Origin of the sequence: Pseudomonas alkylphenolica (genome assembly GCF_004025535.1) — a bacterium.
GTDB lineage: Bacteria > Pseudomonadota > Gammaproteobacteria > Pseudomonadales > Pseudomonadaceae > Aquipseudomonas > Aquipseudomonas alkylphenolica_A.
This window is the reverse complement of the sequence record NZ_QJRG01000047.1, coordinates 290516-309474: the sequence shown is the minus strand read 5'-3', so window position 1 is coordinate 309474 and position 18959 is coordinate 290516. Positions and strand designations below refer to the sequence as shown.

General features: G+C 60.7%; 20 protein-coding genes. 7 read left to right on the top strand and 13 right to left on the bottom strand.

What is annotated here, in order from left to right; all coding sequences use genetic code 11:
* Positions 1–81 precede the first annotated feature (81 nt).
* The 6 genes from DM813_RS16750 to DM813_RS16725 all read right to left on the bottom strand — a co-directional run bounded on the left by DM813_RS16750 (position 82) and on the right by DM813_RS16725 (position 4129).
* Positions 82–936, bottom strand: coding sequence for an alpha/beta hydrolase (locus DM813_RS16750; protein WP_128324502.1), 855 nt, complete (start codon positions 934–936; stop codon positions 82–84).
* Positions 936–1727 carry an alpha/beta fold hydrolase gene (locus DM813_RS16745; RefSeq protein ID WP_128324501.1) on the bottom strand — a complete coding sequence of 264 codons (792 nt, stop codon included), beginning with the start codon at positions 1725–1727 and terminating at the stop codon, positions 936–938. The genes DM813_RS16750 and DM813_RS16745 overlap by 1 nt, the downstream gene beginning before the upstream one ends.
* 92 nt (positions 1728–1819) lie before the next feature.
* Entirely contained in the window at positions 1820–2167 is a 348-nt protein-coding gene (locus DM813_RS16740) for a hypothetical protein (protein WP_128324500.1), read from the bottom strand.
* A 124-nt stretch (positions 2168–2291) separates the two neighbouring features.
* Positions 2292–2744 (bottom strand): phosphohistidine phosphatase SixA, encoded by a 453-nt coding sequence (gene sixA / locus DM813_RS16735; RefSeq protein WP_128324499.1) that lies wholly within the window; start codon positions 2742–2744, stop codon positions 2292–2294.
* Positions 2741–3088 (bottom strand): DUF4389 domain-containing protein, encoded by a 348-nt coding sequence (locus tag DM813_RS16730; protein ID WP_128324498.1) that lies wholly within the window; start codon positions 3086–3088, stop codon positions 2741–2743. The genes sixA and DM813_RS16730 overlap by 4 nt, the downstream gene beginning before the upstream one ends.
* Before the next feature lie 15 nt (positions 3089–3103).
* Positions 3104–4129: an NAD(P)H-dependent glycerol-3-phosphate dehydrogenase gene (locus DM813_RS16725; protein WP_128324497.1), complete on the bottom strand. Its 1026-nt coding sequence runs from the start codon at positions 4127–4129 to the stop codon at positions 3104–3106.
* Positions 4130–4310: 181 nt separating this feature from the next.
* On the opposite strand from DM813_RS16725, the gene DM813_RS16720 reads away from it, so the two are divergent.
* From DM813_RS16720 to fabB, 5 genes are all read left to right on the top strand, one after another.
* The gene (locus DM813_RS16720) at positions 4311–6419 is read left to right on the top strand and encodes a TonB-dependent receptor plug domain-containing protein (protein WP_128324496.1); all 2109 of its coding nucleotides are present in this window, start codon (positions 4311–4313) and stop codon (positions 6417–6419) included.
* Complete coding sequence (locus DM813_RS16715) at positions 6419–7312, top strand: ABC transporter substrate-binding protein (protein ID WP_128324495.1); 894 nt, start codon at positions 6419–6421, stop codon at positions 7310–7312. The genes DM813_RS16720 and DM813_RS16715 overlap by 1 nt, the downstream gene beginning before the upstream one ends.
* On the top strand, positions 7309–9234 hold the full coding sequence (locus tag DM813_RS16710) for an ATP-binding protein (RefSeq protein WP_128324494.1): 1926 nt from the start codon (positions 7309–7311) through the stop codon (positions 9232–9234). The genes DM813_RS16715 and DM813_RS16710 overlap by 4 nt, the downstream gene beginning before the upstream one ends.
* A 210-nt stretch (positions 9235–9444) precedes the next feature.
* Positions 9445–9960: a 3-hydroxyacyl-[acyl-carrier-protein] dehydratase FabA gene (gene fabA / locus DM813_RS16705; RefSeq protein ID WP_128324493.1), complete on the top strand. Its 516-nt coding sequence runs from the start codon at positions 9445–9447 to the stop codon at positions 9958–9960.
* Positions 9961–9971: 11 nt separating this feature from the next.
* Positions 9972–11192 (top strand): beta-ketoacyl-ACP synthase I, encoded by a 1221-nt coding sequence (fabB, locus tag DM813_RS16700; protein ID WP_128324492.1) that lies wholly within the window; start codon positions 9972–9974, stop codon positions 11190–11192.
* A gap of 71 nt (positions 11193–11263) precedes the next feature.
* Here the strand turns inward: fabB and DM813_RS16695 are convergent, their stop codons facing one another.
* Complete coding sequence (locus DM813_RS16695) at positions 11264–11728, bottom strand: DUF3859 domain-containing protein (RefSeq protein ID WP_128324491.1); 465 nt, start codon at positions 11726–11728, stop codon at positions 11264–11266.
* A gap of 67 nt (positions 11729–11795) precedes the next feature.
* On the bottom strand, positions 11796–12803 hold the full coding sequence (locus DM813_RS16690) for an amidohydrolase family protein (RefSeq protein WP_128324490.1): 1008 nt from the start codon (positions 12801–12803) through the stop codon (positions 11796–11798).
* A 115-nt stretch (positions 12804–12918) separates the two neighbouring features.
* Between DM813_RS16690 and DM813_RS16685 the strand changes: the two genes are divergently transcribed.
* Complete coding sequence (locus DM813_RS16685; protein WP_128324489.1) at positions 12919–13779, top strand: pirin family protein; 861 nt, start codon at positions 12919–12921, stop codon at positions 13777–13779.
* A gap of 33 nt (positions 13780–13812) precedes the next feature.
* On the opposite strand, the gene DM813_RS16680 is transcribed toward DM813_RS16685, so the two are convergent.
* The 4 genes from DM813_RS16680 to DM813_RS16665 form a co-directional block, all read right to left on the bottom strand.
* The gene (locus DM813_RS16680) at positions 13813–14538 is read right to left on the bottom strand and encodes a dienelactone hydrolase family protein (protein ID WP_128324488.1); all 726 of its coding nucleotides are present in this window, start codon (positions 14536–14538) and stop codon (positions 13813–13815) included.
* 58 nt (positions 14539–14596) lie between these two features.
* Positions 14597–16501: a molecular chaperone HtpG gene (gene htpG / locus DM813_RS16675; RefSeq protein WP_128324487.1), complete on the bottom strand. Its 1905-nt coding sequence runs from the start codon at positions 16499–16501 to the stop codon at positions 14597–14599.
* A gap of 103 nt (positions 16502–16604) precedes the next feature.
* Positions 16605–17066 (bottom strand): PaaI family thioesterase, encoded by a 462-nt coding sequence (locus tag DM813_RS16670; protein ID WP_128324486.1) that lies wholly within the window; start codon positions 17064–17066, stop codon positions 16605–16607.
* Positions 17063–17539 carry a PaaI family thioesterase gene (locus tag DM813_RS16665; protein ID WP_128324485.1) on the bottom strand — a complete coding sequence of 159 codons (477 nt, stop codon included), beginning with the start codon at positions 17537–17539 and terminating at the stop codon, positions 17063–17065. Before DM813_RS16665 ends, DM813_RS16670 begins: the two co-directional genes overlap by 4 nt.
* Positions 17540–17694: 155 nt before the next feature.
* Here DM813_RS16665 and DM813_RS16660 point away from each other — a divergent pair, with 155 nt between their 5' ends.
* Positions 17695–17979, top strand: a complete 285-nt coding sequence (locus DM813_RS16660; protein WP_128324484.1) for a hypothetical protein — start codon at positions 17695–17697, stop codon at positions 17977–17979.
* Positions 17980–18052: 73 nt separating this feature from the next.
* Here DM813_RS16660 and DM813_RS16655 read toward each other — a convergent pair whose 3' ends face one another.
* Positions 18053–18796 (bottom strand): DUF599 domain-containing protein, encoded by a 744-nt coding sequence (locus tag DM813_RS16655; RefSeq protein ID WP_128324483.1) that lies wholly within the window; start codon positions 18794–18796, stop codon positions 18053–18055.
* Positions 18797–18959 lie beyond the last annotated feature (163 nt).

Genomic DNA, 18959 nt, shown 5'->3' with positions numbered 1-18959 from the left:
GAGCGAGTGCTGCGGTGTCTTGCTTGTTCATGGTTGTCTCCCTGTTCAACCCGCCAAGCCTCGACAGTTGCCCGCCGCAAGTCAAGAAATGCCAAAGAAGCGATTGAAACAGTCTGCAACAAGGGTTGCGCCCTGCTCGTCATTTACATGCAAGTGATGGCCGCCGGGCAACAGTTCATAGCTAAAGGGTAGCTGCTCAAGCAGCCCGGTGTGACGGGCCAGCATACCGTCGGCGGCGACGATCAGTTTGGCCGGGCAGGCAATGCGCTTAACGAAGCTCAATGCCTGCGCTTCACTCAAGCGGGTCGGTGACGGCAAGGTCAAACGGCTGTCGCTTCGCCAGGTATAGCCACCCGGCACCGGCATCAGGCCGCGCTGGGCAAGCAACTCGGCCGCTTCGCGACTGACCGCCACCAGCCCTCGCATCCGCGCCGTTACCGCTTGGTCGAGGCTGGGGTGTACAGCCTTCTGTTTGTTGCCCAGGTCCAGTTGGGCCTGCAGGGCCATGCCCATGCGCTCGGCGGCATCCTGCGGGCCACTGGTGGGTGGAATCACGCCGTCGATCAGTGCCAGGCGGGTAATACGATCGGGCAGTGAACCGGCTATCACCACCGAGATGATCGCGCCCAATGAATGGCCCAGCAGGGCAAAACGCTGCCAGCCCATTTGCTCGGCGACCCGCAGCACATCATGGGCATAGTCCCACAGGGCATAGCCGGCACCGGCGGGACGATGTTGCGAGTGGCCATGGCCGGCCAGGTCCAGGGCCAGAATGCGCAGCCCCGGTAACTTCGGCGCCAGACGGGCAAAACTGTTGGCATTGTCCAGCCAGCCGTGCAAGGCAATCACCGGCTCGCCATCGGCAGGGCCGAACAGGTGTGCAGCCAGCTCGATGTGGCCCAGGTTCAAGCGAATCTCTTCCATTTCAGCGCTCATTACGGCTCCTGCTGCCATCGGTCAAACAACCCCTTGATCAGGCTCGCGGTATCGGTTGGCCGCTCCAGCGGAAACATATGCCCACCCGGCAGGCTGTAGTACTCCCCCCGGGGCATGCTGCGTACTGCCAGGGCGTGATGCTGGCGGACGATCCGGCTGCTGCTGCCTCGCACCATGGCCAACGGTAGCTGAAGGCGCTTGGCCGGTGCCGGCCGGGTGTGCGGTATGTTGCGGTAGATGCTAATTTCGGTGGCCGGATCAAAACGCAGGCGCAAGCCTTCCTCGGTCGCCTGCAGGCCATGCTCCAGGTAGGCATCGAGGCATTCCGGGTCAAAATGGCGGAACAGCGACTTGCTGGCGAAATAGGCCCGGGCACTGTCACGGTCAGTGAACGCTTCACGACGCCCCAAGGTACGCCCGGCCGGGGTAATGCGGTCGATAAAGCCCAGACGCTTGGCCGCTTGCAGCACCCACTGATCAACCCGGGTCAGCACAGGTGAATCCAGCATGACCACACCCCGGTAGTACTGCGGACAGCGCAGCGCCGCATGCAGGTGCAACACGCCACCGAGCGAATGCCCCACGCCCCACACCGGTTCTGGTTGCTGTTGCAGGTGATGAATCAGCTCATCCACCAGGTTCTGCCAGTTGGCATCGACGGGAAAGCGCGGATCGTGGGCATGCTGCGGCAAATGAAACACCTGGTAATCAGGCGCCAGCGCGGCAAACAGCTTGCCATAGGTTCCCGAAGGGAATCCGTTGGCATGGGCAAAGAAGATTTGCTGCGACATGACCGCCTGTCCAGAGGGGAGTGATGGGCCATTGTCTGCAAGCGGCCGGGAACCGGCAATGTTCGTAAAAGCCATCGCCGATGGCAATCAGGTCAATACTCGCCAAAACTGGCCATGGAACGGCGCAAACACGCCTGCATGGAGGCCAGTTGTTGTTCCAGAGCCTCACGGGCTCGGCGCCTGTCTTCAGGGTCAAGCTCAAGTCGACCCAGTGCCAGGCAGCTGGACTGCAGTAAATGCGCCATGCGCACACTGGCCTGGCGAAGCTGCTCGAGCTCGTACTGGCCTTCAAACTTGCGTAGCAGGTAATCCAGCTTGGCGTCGGCACTGTCCTGGAGCACCCGGTACTCGGCAAAATCCAGGGCCTGGCCGCCTTGCACCTTATCTAGCGCGGGTTGAAGATTCGCCGAATAGGCCAATTGCGGACAACTACTGCTCATTGCTCGATCCCCAGGGCCACCTTGCCCACGACAGGGGCGAACGCTAACAAGCTCGCCACTGATCGACAACCGATATAAGCATCAGGTCGATCAGCGGACAGTCGGCGCCGGGTTCAAGCCCCGCTCAAGGGTGGAAGAGCGAGCGCAGGGACATCAGCCCCGCCAGTGGCCAGTCACCTTCGAGCTCTGCCAGGCTGGCCGTGGACATCGGCGGCCCTTGCGGACGCCCCTTCTCGAGCATCCCCACCAGGCAACTCACCAGCGGCTGATGGCTGACCAGCAAGACATTGTCCAGGCCCAGGCGGTCGAGCTCGGCGATGACGTGCTGCGGGTCGGTGTCCGGGGTCAGCCAAGGCACGGTGTGCAGCGGTTTATCGAAGCCCAGTGCTTCGTGCACCAGCCCGGCGGTTTGCTGGGCGCGCACGTACGGGCTGGCAACGATCATCTGCAAGGGCTGGCCCAGCAATACCGCGGCACTGCGCAAAGCCTGCTCACGGCCATGCGCAGTCAGGCGACGTTCTGCATCGCTTGCGGCGTGCGGTTCAGCCTCGCCATGGCGTAGCACCCAGAGCTTCACAGCTTGGGCTCTTCGTCGCGCACCGGGTGCGGCGCGGGCGGCACGCTGTGCGCGGCTTCGCCTTCAGGCTCACGCGGGGCCGGCCAGTCGGCGAACGGCCAGGGCTTCTGGTCGCTGTGAAAGCTGCCGAAACGGCCGATCTGCGCAAGATACTGGCTGAGGCTGTCACCGAAATTCATCAGGCTGGCGCTCGGCGCCCCATAGATCAGGCGATAGATCAGTTGCACCAGCACCAGGCCGCCAAGCAGCAGCTCGGCCAGTTGCCAGACCACCAGGAACACCAGCATCCACAGCGCACGCAAAATGATTGATTCGCGCTGGGACGGGTTCGGGGATGGGTTCATGTCTTACTCCTGTAGTTAGTTGAAACCGCTGGTGGAGATGAAATCGACATCGGTCTTCGGTTCCGCGCGCATCAGCAGTTCGATCACCTGGGTCAAGGTCCGGCCTTCGAACAAAATTGCATGCAAGCCGGCAACCAACGGCATGTAAACCTGCACTTCCTGCGCCTTGACCTTGAGCACCTTGAGCGTATTGACGCCTTCGGCCACTTCGCCCAGACGGTTGACGGCCTCGTCCAGGCTCAACCCCTGGCCCAGGGCATGACCGACCTGGTAGTTGCGGCTCTTGGGCGAGGAGCAGGTGACGATCAGGTCACCGACGCCGGCCAGCCCGAGAAAGGTCATCGGGTTGGCGCCCTGGCTGACTGCAAAGCGAGTCATCTCCGCCAGTGCGCGGGTGATCAACATGCTTTTGGTGTTCTCGCCCATGCCTAGCGCCACGGCCATGCCGGCAATGATTGCATAGACGTTTTTCAGCGCCCCGCCCAACTCGACACCAAAGCGGTCGTTGCTGGCGTAAACACGGAAGGTACGCCCGTGCAACACGGCCTGCACACGCTGGCAGAGCGCTTCGTCTTCGCTGGCAACCACCGTGGCCGTCAGCGCATGCTCGGCCACTTCACGGGCCAGGTTCGGCCCCGACAACACGCCAATACGCGCCTCTGGTGCGATTTCCTCAAGAATCTGGCTCATCAGCTTGAAGCTTTGCGCCTCGATGCCCTTGGTCAGGCTGACCAGCATCTTGCCTCGCAGCAATTGCGCATGGGGTGCCAACACGCTGCGCAGGGCGCTGGACGGCAGGGCGACGAAGATCAGCTCGCACGCTTGCAGCGTGGCCAGTAAATCATTGACCGGGTCGACCCCGGGGTGAATTTTCACCCCTTTCAGGTAACGCGGGTTTTCGCGGTTGGTACGCATGGCCTCGGCCTGCTCGGGATCACGCATCCATTGCTGGACCCCGACGCCATTTTCCGCCAGCAGATTCGCCACGGCGGTGCCGAAACTTCCGCCTCCAAGCACTGCAACAGGCTGCTGTTCAGTCATATCCAATCCGTTAAAACCAATAAAAGTGGCGACTCCCGCATTATACGGAGCGCCAGTGCCAGAGCCAGCGCCAGATGACCGAATTAACCCGGGCGTCAGGTTGCCTTCGACTGAAAAATGCTGGCCACTCGGTTAACATGCGCGGCTTGAACCCAATTGAACTTCACACCAAGGCCGCGCCGTGTCATTTGGCCCTCCTCCTCGACCTCTCGTTCTATTGACTGCCCTGTTGGGCGGCCCAGTGCTGGCCGACGATCTGTTCGTCGACAGCCAGGACGTGCCCCAGGTGCTCACCGCAACCCGTCTCAAGCAGTCGCCTGCGGCTGTGCCTGGCAGCATGACCGTGCTCGACAGCGCACTGATTCGCGCCAGCGGCGCCCGCGACATCCCCGAACTGTTACGCCTGGTGCCCGGGATGATGATTGGCTACGGCGCCGGCAACCAGCCTTCGGTCAACTACCACGGCAGCAACGTCAACGACGCCAGGCGCATGCAAGTGCTGATCGACGGACGCTCGATATACCGCGCCGGGCTGGCCACGGTGGACTGGAGCGATGTTCCACTGGCGATGGAGGACATCGAACGCATCGAGGTGTTCCGCGGCCCCAACACCGTCAGTTACGGTGCCAACGCGCTGATGGCCGTAGTCAACATCCTCACCCGCAAGCCGGCCGACAGCAACGGCACCCGCCTGAAGCTCACCCGCGGCCAGCGCGGCATCAATGACTGGTATGCCAGCCAGAGCAGTCACTGGGAGGGTGGCGACCTGCGCCTGTCGCTCTCGGGCATGGCGGATGATGGCTTCGATGAGGACCGTCTGGGCCAGGACTACCGCGACAGCCGCCGCCTCAACCGCCTGAATCTCAGTGCCAGCCACACCCTGGCAAGCAACCAGAGCCTGGATTGGCAGTTCGCCGCCAAAGAAGGCAGTGACCAGCGCCCCTACACCTACAAACCGGTGTTCTATGGGGTGACCGCCAATGGCGACAACTCCGACGCCAACGCCAAGGATTACGCAGGCTCTGTGCGCTGGAACATCGACTTGAGCCCGGAACACCGACTGTACCTGCAAGGCTCGGCCCAACACTGGGATCGCCAGCAAGTGTGGCGCGCCTGCGACGCCGCCTTGTCGTTCAGCCCCGAGCTCACGCAACTCTGGCAGCTCAATCCGAATTACGCCGAGCAAGTCGCGCGTCACATTCTCTCGCCGCTGCCCCCGGGGTCTGCCCAAGAGCAGGCACTGGGCCGCCAGGCCCAGTTGCAATGGCGCAATGGCGCCTCGCGCCAGGTCTGTGGCGACATCGACCAGAGCACCCGGGAAACCCGCTACGACCTGGAGCTACAGGACACCCTGAGCCTGTCCGACAACCTGCGCCTGGTCAGCGGTGCCAACTACCGTTATGACCGCGCCGACTCGCAGACATTTTTCAACGGCAGCCTGGACGACAGCACCTGGCGCCTTTTCGGTCATCTTGAGTGGCGTGTGGACGAGCACTGGATCGTCCAGGGTGGCGCGATGTACGAAGACGCCAGCCTCTCGGGCAGCTCCCTCACGCCACGCCTGGCAGTGAACTACCTGATCACCCCGCGCCACGGCCTGCGCGCCGTGTATTCTGAAGCGGTGCGCTCACCGGACATGTTTGAAAACAACGTCAACTGGAGTTACCGGGTCAACAACCTGACCCCAGGCGCTTTCGGCAAGCGCAGCGCTCAGTATTTCGTCAAGACCCGTGGACCGGGCAACCTCGAACAAGAACGGATGCGTTCGCGCGAACTGGGCTATAACGGTTACTTCGCCGACGCCGACCTCAGCGTCGACCTCAAGTTGTTCTACGACGAAATCACCGGCATGGTCAGCGAGCCGCTGCGCAACAACCAGTACATCGCCAGCAACAGCAACAAGGCCCGCTTCAGCGGCAGCGAAGCGCAACTGGACTGGCGGGTCACCCCTGCCGATCGCCTGCGCCTGACCTATGCACTGGTCAATGCCTGGGCCAGCAATCCCGATGACCGCCGCATGAGTGCACACAACAGCGGTTCCGCCGGCTGGCTGCGCGATTGGGGGCACGGCTGGTCAAGCGCCCTCTTCTATTACGGCGACGATGAGCTCAACCAGTACCGCTTCGAGCGAGTCGACCTGCGAGTGGCCAAGCGCTTTCGCTGGGACAGCACGCAACTTGAAGTGGCCGGCACCGTGCAGCAACGCCTGGACGACGAGCCCACCACCTTCGCCAACAACAATTACGACAGCCGTCATGTCATGTACGTCAGTGCGGAGCTGGAATTCTGATGCGCGGGCTGCGGCGCTGGTTGTTGCTGGTCTGTTTATGGCCACTGGGCGTGCTGTCGGCCAGTGAGATCCTGCTCACCGGCCAGCGCGCCAGCCCGGGCGTCGAACAGTTCGTCCAGGCCCTGCGTGAACGCCGGCCAGCCGACAAGGTGCACTTCGTCCCCGTCAGCGAGCTGGCCCGCCCGTCCCGGTTGAATCCGGCTGTGCGCCTGATCCTGCTCGACAGCAGCAGCCTGGAATGGCGCCTGAGCGAAACGGCAGGCCCCCCGGCGCTGGCGATGCGCATCAGCCGGGTCCAGGCCGAAAAACGTCTGGGCAAATTGCGTCCGGCCTATTTGAGCCTGTTGTGGAGCGATCCGCCGCTGGATCGCCAGTTGCGCCTGACCCGCTACCTGCTGCCCGAGGCTCGCCGGGTTGGCGTGCTCTATGCCGAACACAGCCATTTTCTCCTTGAGGACCTGCGCCGCGCCGCCAAGCCCATGGGCCTCGAAATCGTTGCCGCGGCCTGGCCTGACCTACGCGACAACCGCCCCTTGCAAACCCTGCTGCAAAACAGCGACGTGCTGCTGGGCCTCGACGACCCACAGCTGTTCAACGCCAAAACAGCCAAAAACCTTCTGCTCAGCAGCTATGGTCAACAGATAGCGCTGATTGGCCCCACCGCAGGCTTTGTCCGTGCCGGCGCCCTGGCCAGCACCCTGAGCAACCAGGAGGATTGGCTGGCGGTACTCGACCGGCTACTTGACCAACCACCCGGCAGATGGCCGCGCGCCCTGTACCCGGAGCATTTCAGTGTTGTCGGCAACCAGCAGGTTGCCCGTGCGCTGGGTATCGACGCCATCGACACCGAAGGCGCCGCCCTGGCCTTGGCCGAAGGAGAACGCAGACCATGAGGCGTCGTCTGAGCTGGGACATCCACACCCGCACGCAGATCATCAGCCTGGGACCGGCCCTGCTGCTGACGCTGCTGCTGATCAGCTTCTTTACCTTCGTGCGGATCCAGGACCTGCGCCAGGAGCTCAATCACACCGGCCAACTGATCGCCAACCAGTTGGCACCGGCATCGGAATACGGCGTCATCGCTGGCAACGACGAAGTACTCGAAAGCCTGATGCGCGCTACCTTGAGCATTCCCCATGTGCGCTTTCTCGAGGTTCAGGACAGCAGCAACCACATTCTGGTGTACGTCGAACAACCGGATGAACACGACAACCGCGCACAACAGGTAGAAGTCTTCCAGGCGCCCATCCGCCTGCAGCAGATTCGCCTGGACAACGACTTTCTGCACAGCGGCGGCCAATCCTTGAAGAACATCGGCGACGATTACCTGGGTCGGGTCATCGTCGGCATGTCCAACGATGCCTTCAGCGAGCGTCAGCAGGAAATTGTGATCAAGGCGGCGATACTCGCGCTGTTCGCGCTGATCTTCACCTTTCTACTGGCGCGACGCCTGGCCCGCAGCCTGGCCAAGCCGATCAGTGACATGGGCCATGCGGTCAAGGCGATCCAGCAAGGGGATTTCAATGCTCCGCTACCGGTGGTCGACGACAGTGAGCTGGGGCACCTGGCCCGCCACATCAACAACCTTGCTCGTGCCCTGGCCCAGGCCAGCCATGAGCAGCAACAGGCCATGTCGCAATTGATCCAGGCCCGTGAAGAGGCCGAGCAGGCCAACCGGGCCAAATCCGACTTCCTAGCCATGATGAGCCACGAGCTGCGTACGCCCATGAACGGCGTACTGGGAATGCTGCAGCTTTTGGAAACCACACCCTTGAGCGAGGAACAGGCCGAATACACCGAGGTCGCCAGCGAGTCGACCGGTCACCTGCTCAAGGTCATCAACGACATTCTCGACTTCTCCCGCATCGAGCGCACCCAGCTTGAACTGGAACATATCGACTTTAACCTGGGCGAACTGATCGGCAGTTGCGTACAGTCCTTCCAGCACCTGGCTACGCAACGCGGCTTGAGCCTGCTGCTGCAGTTGCCACCGGGCATGGAGCAGTTGCAGGTGGTCGGCGACCCGACACGCATCCGGCAGATCCTCCTCAACCTGGTCGGCAATGCCTTGAAGTTCACCGAACAGGGCAGCGTGCGTATCGAGCCGCGCTGGCAGGTGCTCGATCGCCAATTGCTGTGGTTTACCTGTGCGGTGCACGACACCGGGATCGGTATCGACAACGAGCGCCTGGAAATGATGTTCGTGGCCTTCCAGCAGGCGGACAGTTCCATTTCCCGGCGCTACGGCGGTACTGGCCTGGGCCTGTCGATCGCTCGTAACCTGGCGGAACGGATGGGCGGCACATTGCGTGGCGAAAGCCGTGAAGGCGAAGGTTCGACCTTCACCCTGGAAATGCCCTTGGCGCTGTCACTGCAGCAAACGCCCCGGCTCCCCAGCCAGCACATCGAGCGCGAGGAAGAGGGCCAGGGCCGGCGGATCCTGCTGGTCGAAGACAACCCGGTAAACCAGACCGTGATCGAAGCCATGCTGCGCAGCCTGGGCTTTGAAGTGCAGATCGCCGTGGACGGTGCCCAGGCCATCGCGCAGGTCGCCCGCCAGCGCTTTGCGGTCACGTTGATGGATTGCCGCTTACCGATCATCGACGGCTACGAAGCCACCCGGCGTATCCGCCAACTGCCCCAGGCCGAAGCCATGCCGATCATCGCGCTCACGGCCAATGCCCTGCAGGGCGATCGCGAGCGCTGCCTGAACGCCGGAATGGATGATTACCTCGCCAAGCCGTTCAAACGCACTGACCTGCAGCAAATTCTGCAGCGTTGGCTGCCCGATCAGTCCACTGCGACTGGCGATTAATCTGAAATTGCGGCAGTCTAAGAGGCTGGACAGGTCGCTCGAAAGGCCTGAAAATAAAATTTCAGTGCACAAGTGTACTTCTTTGCCCCGTGCGCTGTGACTTTCACTACAACGCAATAGTCTATGTGTAGGCTGCCGCCCCAAGCACACGCGCTCTGGGTCGGCCGGGAAGTTTGCCCCCTGCCACACGGGGACTATTGAGGAGCTCGCATGACCAAACAAAACGCCTTTACTCGGGAAGACCTGCTGCGCTGCAGTCGCGGTGAGCTGTTCGGCCCAGGTAACGCGCAACTGCCCGCCCCGAACATGCTGATGGTGGATCGCATCACCCATATCAGCGCCGAGGGTGGCAAGTACGGCAAAGGTGAATTGGTCGCCGAGCTGGATATCACCCCGGACCTGTGGTTCTTCGCTTGCCACTTCGAGGGTGATCCGGTGATGCCGGGCTGCCTGGGCCTTGACGCCATGTGGCAACTGGTTGGCTTCTTCCTGGGCTGGCAAGGCCTGCCAGGTCGCGGTCGCGCCCTGGGTTCGGGCGAGGTCAAATTCTTTGGCCAGGTACTGCCGACCGCCAAGAAAGTTACCTACAACATCCATATCAAGCGCGTCCTGAAGGGCAAGCTGAACATGGCTATCGCCGATGGTTCGGTCAGTGTCGACGGTCGCGAGATCTACACCGCCGAAGGCCTCCGGGTCGGCGTATTCACCTCCACTGACAATTTCTAAGGGTTATCCGCATGCGCCGCGTCGTTATCACTGGTCTGGGCATCGTTTCGTGCCTGGGCAATGACAAAGAGACCGTCTCCGCCAACCTGCGTGCAAGCCGCCCTGGCATCCGATTCAACCCGGAATATGCCGAAATGGGTCTGCGTAGCCAGGTTTCCGGCTCCATTGACCTCAACCTTGAAGAACTGATCGATCGCAAGATCTACCGTTTCGTTGGTCACGCAGCTGCCTACGCCTACCTGGCAATGGCCGACGCGATCAAGGACTCGGGCCTGACCGAAGAGCAAGTGTCGAACCCGCGCACCGGCCTGATTGCAGGTTCCGGCGGCGCATCGACCCTGAACCAGATGGAAGCGCTGGACATCCTGCGCGAAAAAGGCGTCAAGCGCGTCGGCCCGTACCGCGTTACCCGGACCATGAGCAGCACCGTTTCTGCATGCCTGGCCACGCCGTTCAAGATCAAGGGCCTGAACTACTCCATCGCCTCCGCCTGTGCCACCAGCGCACACTGCATCGGCACCGCGATGGAACAGATCCAGATGGGCAAGCAGGACATCGTCTTCGCCGGTGGCGGTGAAGAAGAGCACTGGAGCCAGTCGTTCCTGTTCGACGCCATGGGCGCCCTGTCCAGCAAGCGCAACGACACCCCGGAAAAAGCCTCCCGTGCCTACGACGCCGACCGTGACGGTTTCGTCATCGCTGGCGGTGGTGGCATGGTCGTGGTCGAAGAGCTGGAGCACGCTCTGGCCCGTGGCGCGAAAATCTACGCTGAAATCGTCGGCTACGGCGCGACCTCCGACGGCTACGACATGGTTGCCCCAAGTGGCGAAGGTGCCATCCGCTGCATGCAGCAGGCGCTGTCCACCGTCGACACCCCGATCGACTACCTGAACACCCACGGCACTTCGACTCCGGTCGGCGACGTTGCCGAGATGAAAGGTGTACGTGAAGTGTTCGGCGACAAGGCACCTGCCATCAGCTCGACCAAGAGCCTGTCGGGTCACTCCCTGGGCGCTGCCGGCGTTCACGAAGCGATCTACTGCATGCTGATGATGGAAGGCAACTTCATTGCCGGTTCCGCCAACATCGACGAGCTGGACCCGGAAGTGGCCGACCTGCCAGTTCTGCTGCAAACCCGCGAAAACGCCAAGATCGATACCGTGATGAGCAACAGCTTCGGTTTCGGCGGCACCAACGCCACCCTGGTGCTCAAGCGCTGGGCTGGCAAGTAAGGGCTAGGCCCTTGCAATAAAAACGCCCCGACTGGTTCGGGGCGTTTTTGTATGCGGCAAATGCGCCCGGCTCAGCGCACCGTAAAGCGCTGCTCGGCGAGCAAACGATCGCCCTGGAATACCATGAAGTGCCATTGCCCCGGCACCACTTCGTGGTTTTCGGTGAACTCGAACGCCATCACGTCTTGTGCCGCGCCAGGCACCAGCTTCTGCACTACTTCGAACTTGTCATGACGCTTGCCATCCGGCGTCTGCACGCCCGGCGTGAGGTACAGCAGGGTCAGTGGCGTGTCTTCCGCCACCTTGCCTTGCAGGCGATAGCGCATACCGAACTTGCTGCCCAGGCGTGCCGGGATCTCCTCGGTGTGCTTGAGGGTCTGGTTGCTTTGGGTCAGCACCCGCTCGCCCGGCTGGAAGTTCTCGTGACGCGTCTCGAACAGACCGTACTCGACCGGGCCGTCGACCCGAACCTCGGCACCGGCCAGGCCACTGACCAGCACAAGCCCGCACACTGCACTGAAACGACTGAAAAACATGGCGCACTCCATCTCGATTGATGGCGGCAGGCTATGACGTTGGCATGACAGGCTGATGACAGTCCTGTCATTGCCGCACCTTGGGCAGAACGGCCAGGAAGTTGTCGCGGGCAACCTGCTGCGCAACATCCGCCGGCAAGGCATCAAGAAACGCATCGAACCCCTGCAACTGCTCGCCCAGATTGTCGAAACGACCGACCACATCAGAACCGAGCATGAAGCGCGTGGGGAAGCGTTCGATCAGGGCCAGCCACTGCGCCCTGGGTTTGCCCTGCTCGTCCGTCAGGTACGGCTGCAGCACGCTCCAGGACAGGTCGATGTACAGGTTGGGATAATCCTCAAGCAGGCGCGTCAGCGTTGGCAGCAAGAAATCCAGTTGAACCTGGTGCCGGTGGATTTCCATGCTGGTCCCGGCATGGGCCCAGATGAAACGCGTATGCGGATGGTTGCGCAGCGGTGTTTCGATTTCAGCCAGGTACAACGGATTGCGCTCGCGCTTGGAGGTGATGTTGGAGTGGATCAGCACTGGCAGGTCTTGCTCGGCAGCCAGGTGATAGATGCGGGTCATGGCTTCGTTATTGGCCCGTGGCGTGTCGCCAGTGGTCAGGGCCGTGAGGTCGTCATGCCGGGTGAACACCTCGCCAATGCCCTGCCAGAGCCCGGGATACAGTTCGAGCATGCGCTCGATATGGCTCACGGCATTCTTGTCGACCGGGTTGAAGCCGGTCAGGAACGGGTGAAAGCGCTGGCGTTGCGCAGGCTCGAGCTTTTCCAGGGCCGCCGCGATGTACACATCAGTGGCGCTGTACCAATACGCGTCGGCGTCATCGCCGGCGTAGTAGCGTGGGCGCTTGGGTTCGTCCTCGTGCCACTTCTTCGCGACCGGGATGCCGGAAATCATCGACTGGTCAATGCGCGCTGCATCCATCGCCTTGAGTAGCGCCTGCATGCCCTCGCTTTCCTGAAAGAAGTCCACATAGTGCAGGTGTGCATCGCTGTAGCGGTACTCACGCGCCTGCACGCTTTGCAGGGTCAGGCCCATCAACACGATCCAGCCCAGCTGCCTGGCCAACATGGGATACTCCTTCCTGGCGATTCAGACAGGGTAGACCGGCCAGGGGGCGACGCAGTTCAGGCCAAACCTGTAACAGGTTATGCTCAAGGCATTCATCCCAGGCCTGGAGCCCACCGTGAGCAATCCACTGGTCATCCGCCCTCGCGCAGAATCTGTCGAGGGCCAACCGATACTGCGCCCGCTGCCCTCAGCACAATGCCGCAGTGTCGGACCATTCGTGTTCTTCGATCACATGCTGGAAACCGACTATGCCGCCGGCAACGGCGTGAATATTCGCCAGCACCCGCACATCGGCCTGTCCACCCTCACCTACCTGCTTGAAGGTGAGCTGTTGCACAAGGACAGCCTGGGTTCCGATCAACGGGTAAAGCCTGGAGACGTCAGCTGGATGACCGCCGGACGCGGTGTCGCGCATGTCGAACGAACCCCAGCCGACCTGTTGGCCAGCGGCTCGCGGCTGCATGGGCTGCAAGTCTGGCTGGCTTCACCCAAGGACGCCGAACAAGGCGACAGCCACTACAGCCATCACCCGGCTGACAGCCTGCCGGTGAGCGATAACCTCGGCGTAAGCATCCGCCTGATCGCCGGCAACGGCTTTTGCCTGCAATCGCCGGTACCGGTGCTGTCACCGACGCTTTATGCCTTGGTGCGGATGCAGGCGGCCACCACGCTGAACGTCCCCAACGAACATGCCGAGCGTGCGCTCTATGTACTGGACGGTGAAGTCAGCCTCAACAACGAAGCTGTCGAGCCCCACAGCCTGGTCGTGCTGCCTGCCGGGGAGGAATTGAGCCTGTATGCCGACAGCGAGTGCCAGCTGGTACTGTTCGGTGGCGCGCCACTGGATGGGCCACGGCGGATGAACTGGAATTTCGTTGCCAGTGATCCGGCGTTGATCGACCAGGCGCGAGCGCGCTGGGCGGCTGGAGATTGGCCAACGGTACCGGGGGAAAACGAGCGGATCGAGTTGCCGTAGGAGCGGATTTTCCGCTCCTACAATAGGGCCCGATTAGCGCTGGAACACTTCATCCAGCAAGTTGTACATCGCCCGGAATGCGCGCTTGGCGGTCTTTGCGTCGTACTTCATCTTGCCGGGAATATTGGCTGCGGTGTCGGTGAACGAATGCACCGCGCCGCCATAGCTGATCAACTGCCAATCAACCTTGGCGGCATCCATCTCGGCTTCGAAGGCCGGCAGTTGTTCCTTGGGCACCAACGGGTCAGCCGCGCCATGCAACACCAGCATCGACGCCTTGGTCTTGCCTTCCTGGGCAGGTAGCGGCGAATCAAGGGTGCCGTGGAACGACACTGCCGCCTGCAGGCGAGTGTCCTCACGCGCCAGCTCCAGGGCGCAGCAGCCACCAAAGCAGAAGCCGAACGCACCCAGCTTGCCCGGCTCCAGTACTGCCTTCGACTGCCCCAGCAACTGGTCCAGCGCAGCTTTCATGCGCTTGCGCAGTTCAACCCGGTCATCCTTCAGCGGCATCATCGCAGCCCCTGCTTCGTCCATGTTGGACGGTCGCAGGGTCTGTCCGTAAATATCGGCCAACAGCACCACATAACCCTGGGCGGCCACATCCTTGGCAATACGCTCGGCGCCTTCGCCGACCCCCATCCAGTTGGGCGCCATCAGCAAGCCTGGCTGCTCCTTGGCACCCTGGGTGTAGAACAAACGACTCTCATAGGCTTTGCCGGCAACATGATAGACCAGCGACTCAACGGTAACCTTGCTCATGCAGTCCTCTCCTTGCACCATGAAAAAAGCCCGCCGAAGCGGGCTTTCCTGACTCTACTTAAGCCGACAATTCGACCAGCAGCTTGTTCAGGCGACGAACGTACGCCGCCGGGTCTTTCAAGCTGTCGCCTGCCGCCAGTGCAGCCTGATCGAAGAGGATGTGCGAGAAGTCGGCGAAACGGTCTTCGCTCTGCTCGTTGTCCAGTTTCTCGATCAGTGGGTGGCCAGGGTTGAACTCGAAGATCGGCTTGGAATCCGGCACCTTCTGCCCGCTGGCTTCGAGGATCTGGCGCATCTGCAAGCCCAGGTCCTGCTCACCAATGGCGAGGATCGCTGGCGAGTCGGTCAGGCGGTGCGATACCCGCACTTCGCTGACGCTTTCACCCAGTGCGGCCTTCAGGCGCTCTACCAGGCCTTCTTTTTCCTTGGCGACTTCTTCCTGGGCCTTTTTGTCCTCTTCAGAGTCCAGCTTGCCCAGGTCCAGGTCACCACGGGCGACGTCGACGAAGTTCTTGCCGTCGAATTCGCTCAGGTAGCTCATCAGCCACTCGTCGATACGGTCGGTCAGCAGCAGCACTTCGATGCCTTTCTTGCGGAAGACTTCCAGGTGCGGGCTGTTCTTGACCTGTGCGTACGACTCGCCGGTGAGGAAGTAGATCTTGTCCTGACCTTCCTTGGCGCGCGCCAGGTAGTCGGCCAGGGATACACTCTGCTCACCACTTTCGTCGCTGGTGGAAGCAAAGCGCAGCAGACCGGCAATCTTCTCTTTGTTGGCGAAGTCTTCGGCTGGGCCTTCCTTCATTACCTGACCGAAGTTTTTCCAAAAGCCCTTGTACTGCTCAGGCTCGTTCTTGGCCAGCTTCTCGAGCATGTCCAGTACGCGCTTGGTCAGCGCCGACTTCATCGAATCGATGATCGGGTCTTTCTGCAGAATTTCGCGAGAGACGTTCAAGGACAGGTCGTTGGAGTCGACTACACCCTTGATAAAGCGCAGGTACAGCGGCAGGAACGACTCGGCCTGGTCCATGACGAACACGCGCTGAACATAGAGCTTCAGGCCGCGCGGCGCTTCACGCTGATACAGGTCGAATGGCGCACGTGCCGGTACGTACAGCAGCGAGTTGTACTCAAGCTTGCCTTCGACCTTGTTGTGGCTCCAGGCCAGCGGGTTTTCGAAGTCGTGACCGATGTGCTTGTAGAACTCCTGGTATTCCTCGTCCTTGATTTCGGTACGCGGACGGGTCCACAGCGCGCTGGCACGGTTGACGGTTTCCCATTCTTCGGCCGGCTTCTCTTCGCCTTCAGCAGCTTCGACCTGTTTTGGCAGCTCGATCGGCAGGGCAATATGGTCGGAGTATTTCTTGATGATGTTGCGCAGGCGCCAACCGTCAGCAAATTCTTCTTCACCCTTTTTCAGGTGCAGAACGATGCGGGTACCGCGGTCTGCCTTGTCGACGGTCGCGACTTCGAAATCGCCTTCGCCCTTGGACGACCAGTGCACGCCTTCGGCAGCCGGAGCGCCGGCACGACGGCTGAATACGTCGACCTTGTCGGCGACGATAAAAGCCGAGTAGAAGCCCACGCCGAACTGGCCGATCAGGTGCGAATCTTTCTTCTGGTCACCGGTGAGGTTCTTCATGAAGTCGGCAGTGCCGGACTTGGCGATGGTCCCCAGGTGAGTAATGACGTCCTCACGGCTCATACCGATGCCGTTGTCTTCGAGGGTGACGGTGTTGGCGTCTTTATCGAAGCTGACGCGAATTTTCAGCTCGGCGCCACCTTCAAGCAACTCAGGTTTGGCCAGGGCCTCGAAACGCAGCTTGTCGACAGCGTCGGAAGCGTTGGAAATCAGTTCACGAAGGAAGATTTCCTTGTTCGAGTACAGGGAATGGATCATGAGGTGCAGCAGTTGCTTTACCTCGGTCTGGAAGCCCAGGGTTTCTTTTTGAGTTTCCACACTCATGGTCTTCAACACTCCGATCTGATGGCAGTTTTCGCTCGGCAGGTGGGTCTACGACGCAGCCTGCTTTCACGGCGGGATGACTAGCAGATGGGGGCTTGAGAGGCTATTTCAAGGGCACCGGCAGTTCTTCGATCTTGAAATGCGCGCGAGCCGTGGCAATCGGCTCTTGCTCACTGCCCTGCCAGGCGGTAATCGCCACGTTGGTCACCCGCCGCCCCTGGCGCCAGAGCTGGCAGCGCGCATGGGTGTCGCGAAAGTGCCCGGCACGCAGGTAATCGATGGAGAAGTCGATGATTTTCGGAACCGTCGCACTTTCACTGAAAATCATCAGGTACAGCGCTGCCGACAACTCCATGAACCCGGCAATCACCCCGCCATGTATGGCCGGCAGCAACGGGTTGCCAATATTGTGCTTGCTGGCCGGGAGAGAGAACAGCAGGTCATCACCGTCACGCTTGCACTCAATCCCGATCAGCCCGGCATAGGGAATAAGCTGCAGGAGCGGCTGATAGTTGCCTTCGGCATGGGCCTGGCGCAGTTGCCGGTGCACTTCGGGCGGAATCATTGGTTACGCTCCTTGAGGCTATTGCCAAAATTCAGACCGCCCTTGACCCCTTTACCCAGGCGCATGAAGGTGCCGACCACCTGGGCAATCGGCTGTTCGCGATCATCCTGATAGGCCATGCCACGGGTAAAGATCACATCCCGGGTAACCCGGTAGCACTGGGCATAACCAAAAATATCCAGCCCGGCCTTGGCCGAATGCATGTAATCGATACGCAGATCGAGTGTCGGGCAGACTTCAAACTCCGCCAACGCGCACAGTGTGGCCATGCCGCAGGTGGTGTCCATCAACGTGGTAAGTGCGCCGCCATGTATGGCACCGGTATGCGGATTACCAATGATCTGCGTCGAATAAGGCAATACCAGGGTCATACCCTTGGCATCAGCATGATGAACGCGCATTTGCAATAGCTGGCAATGAGGCAATGCGCCAAGAAATCGCTCGGCCATGGCCAGCATTGGACTCTCACTCATATCACTAACGCCCTTGTGGTGTTCAGGCAAGGCACAAGCCTAGAAAAAAGTCTATATAGATCCGGCAGTTATATATCTGTAATGTAGGCGGAACTTCTGTCCGTTACTTGAGCTCAAAGGAACAAGTAACTTATTTCCACAAGGAGAAACACCCCATGCGTAAACCTTTTGCTTTTGCCGTAATGCTGGCCGCCGCCCTGGGTCTCGCTGCTTGCGATAAAGCCAGCGAAGACAAAGCTCAGGATGCCGCGCAACACACCGAGAACGCCCAACAAAAAATGGACGAAGCTCAGGATAAAGTGAACGAGGCTGCAAAAGAAAACGCTGAAGCCGCCAAAGACAGTGCTGAAGCGCAACAGAAAGCTGCTGAAGAGGCCGCTAAAGAAGCTGCACCGGCCACCCCGGCGCCAGAAACCGCTCCAGCTGAGCCTGCTAAATAAGCACGCACACTGGCATAAAAAAACCCGACACATGTCGGGTTTTTTTATGCGTACAACTTTAAGATTTAACGATTCAGTTAATAACCGTCTCTTTGTTTGCATCCACGGCCGACGACTCCGTCTGGGTATACACCATGACATCCAGCACATCGGAGTGAAACTCCCGGCGATAGAGCACCAGGACAACACCTGCACTCATGAGCATGAACAGCCAGGGGCTGATAAACCAGCTCAGCATGGCCATGCCGAAGTAATAAGAGCGCAAGCCGAAGTTGAACTGGTTGGCGGCCATGGAAATCACCCGCGCGGCACGCTGGGCAAAGGCCTTGCGCTCCTGCTCACTGACTTGCCGCTCGCCGACCATCGGCGCCGAACCGACCAGCACGGCGGCAAAGTTGTACTGGCGCATACACCAGCTGAAGGTGAAAAAGGCATATACAAATACGGTGGCCAGGCACAGCAGCTTGATTTCCGACATGCCCTGAGTGGCCTGCTGAACCAGCGGCAGGTCCGCCAGCAGCGACACCGCACGGTCAGACGCCCCCAGCACCGTAAGGATACCGGCCAGGATAATCAGGGTGCTGGAGGCGAAAAACGACGCGTTGCGCTCAAGATTGCCGACCACGCTGGCATCGGCAATGCGGTTGTCGCGCATCAGCAGGCGGCGCATCCAGTCTTCACGGTACAGGTGCAGCACGCTGGCCAGGCAAGCGGTGTCCCGTGCCTTCCAGGTTGCGTAGCGGGTGTAGCCGCCCCAGCAGATAACAAACCAGCAGACCGCCAGCAGGTGGATCAGATTACTTTGAATGAAGCTCATGCAAGATCCTGATAGGGAGTTTCGCGCACAGTAACCTGTGCATTCCGGCTTTCGACGCTCTGCCGAAGAAAAAGACACGTCGCCACCGCAGAAACGAAAAAGCCCCGCATCCTTTCGGACACGGGGCCTGGAATCTACCCTGCCTGACGTGCTATGGCTTGTG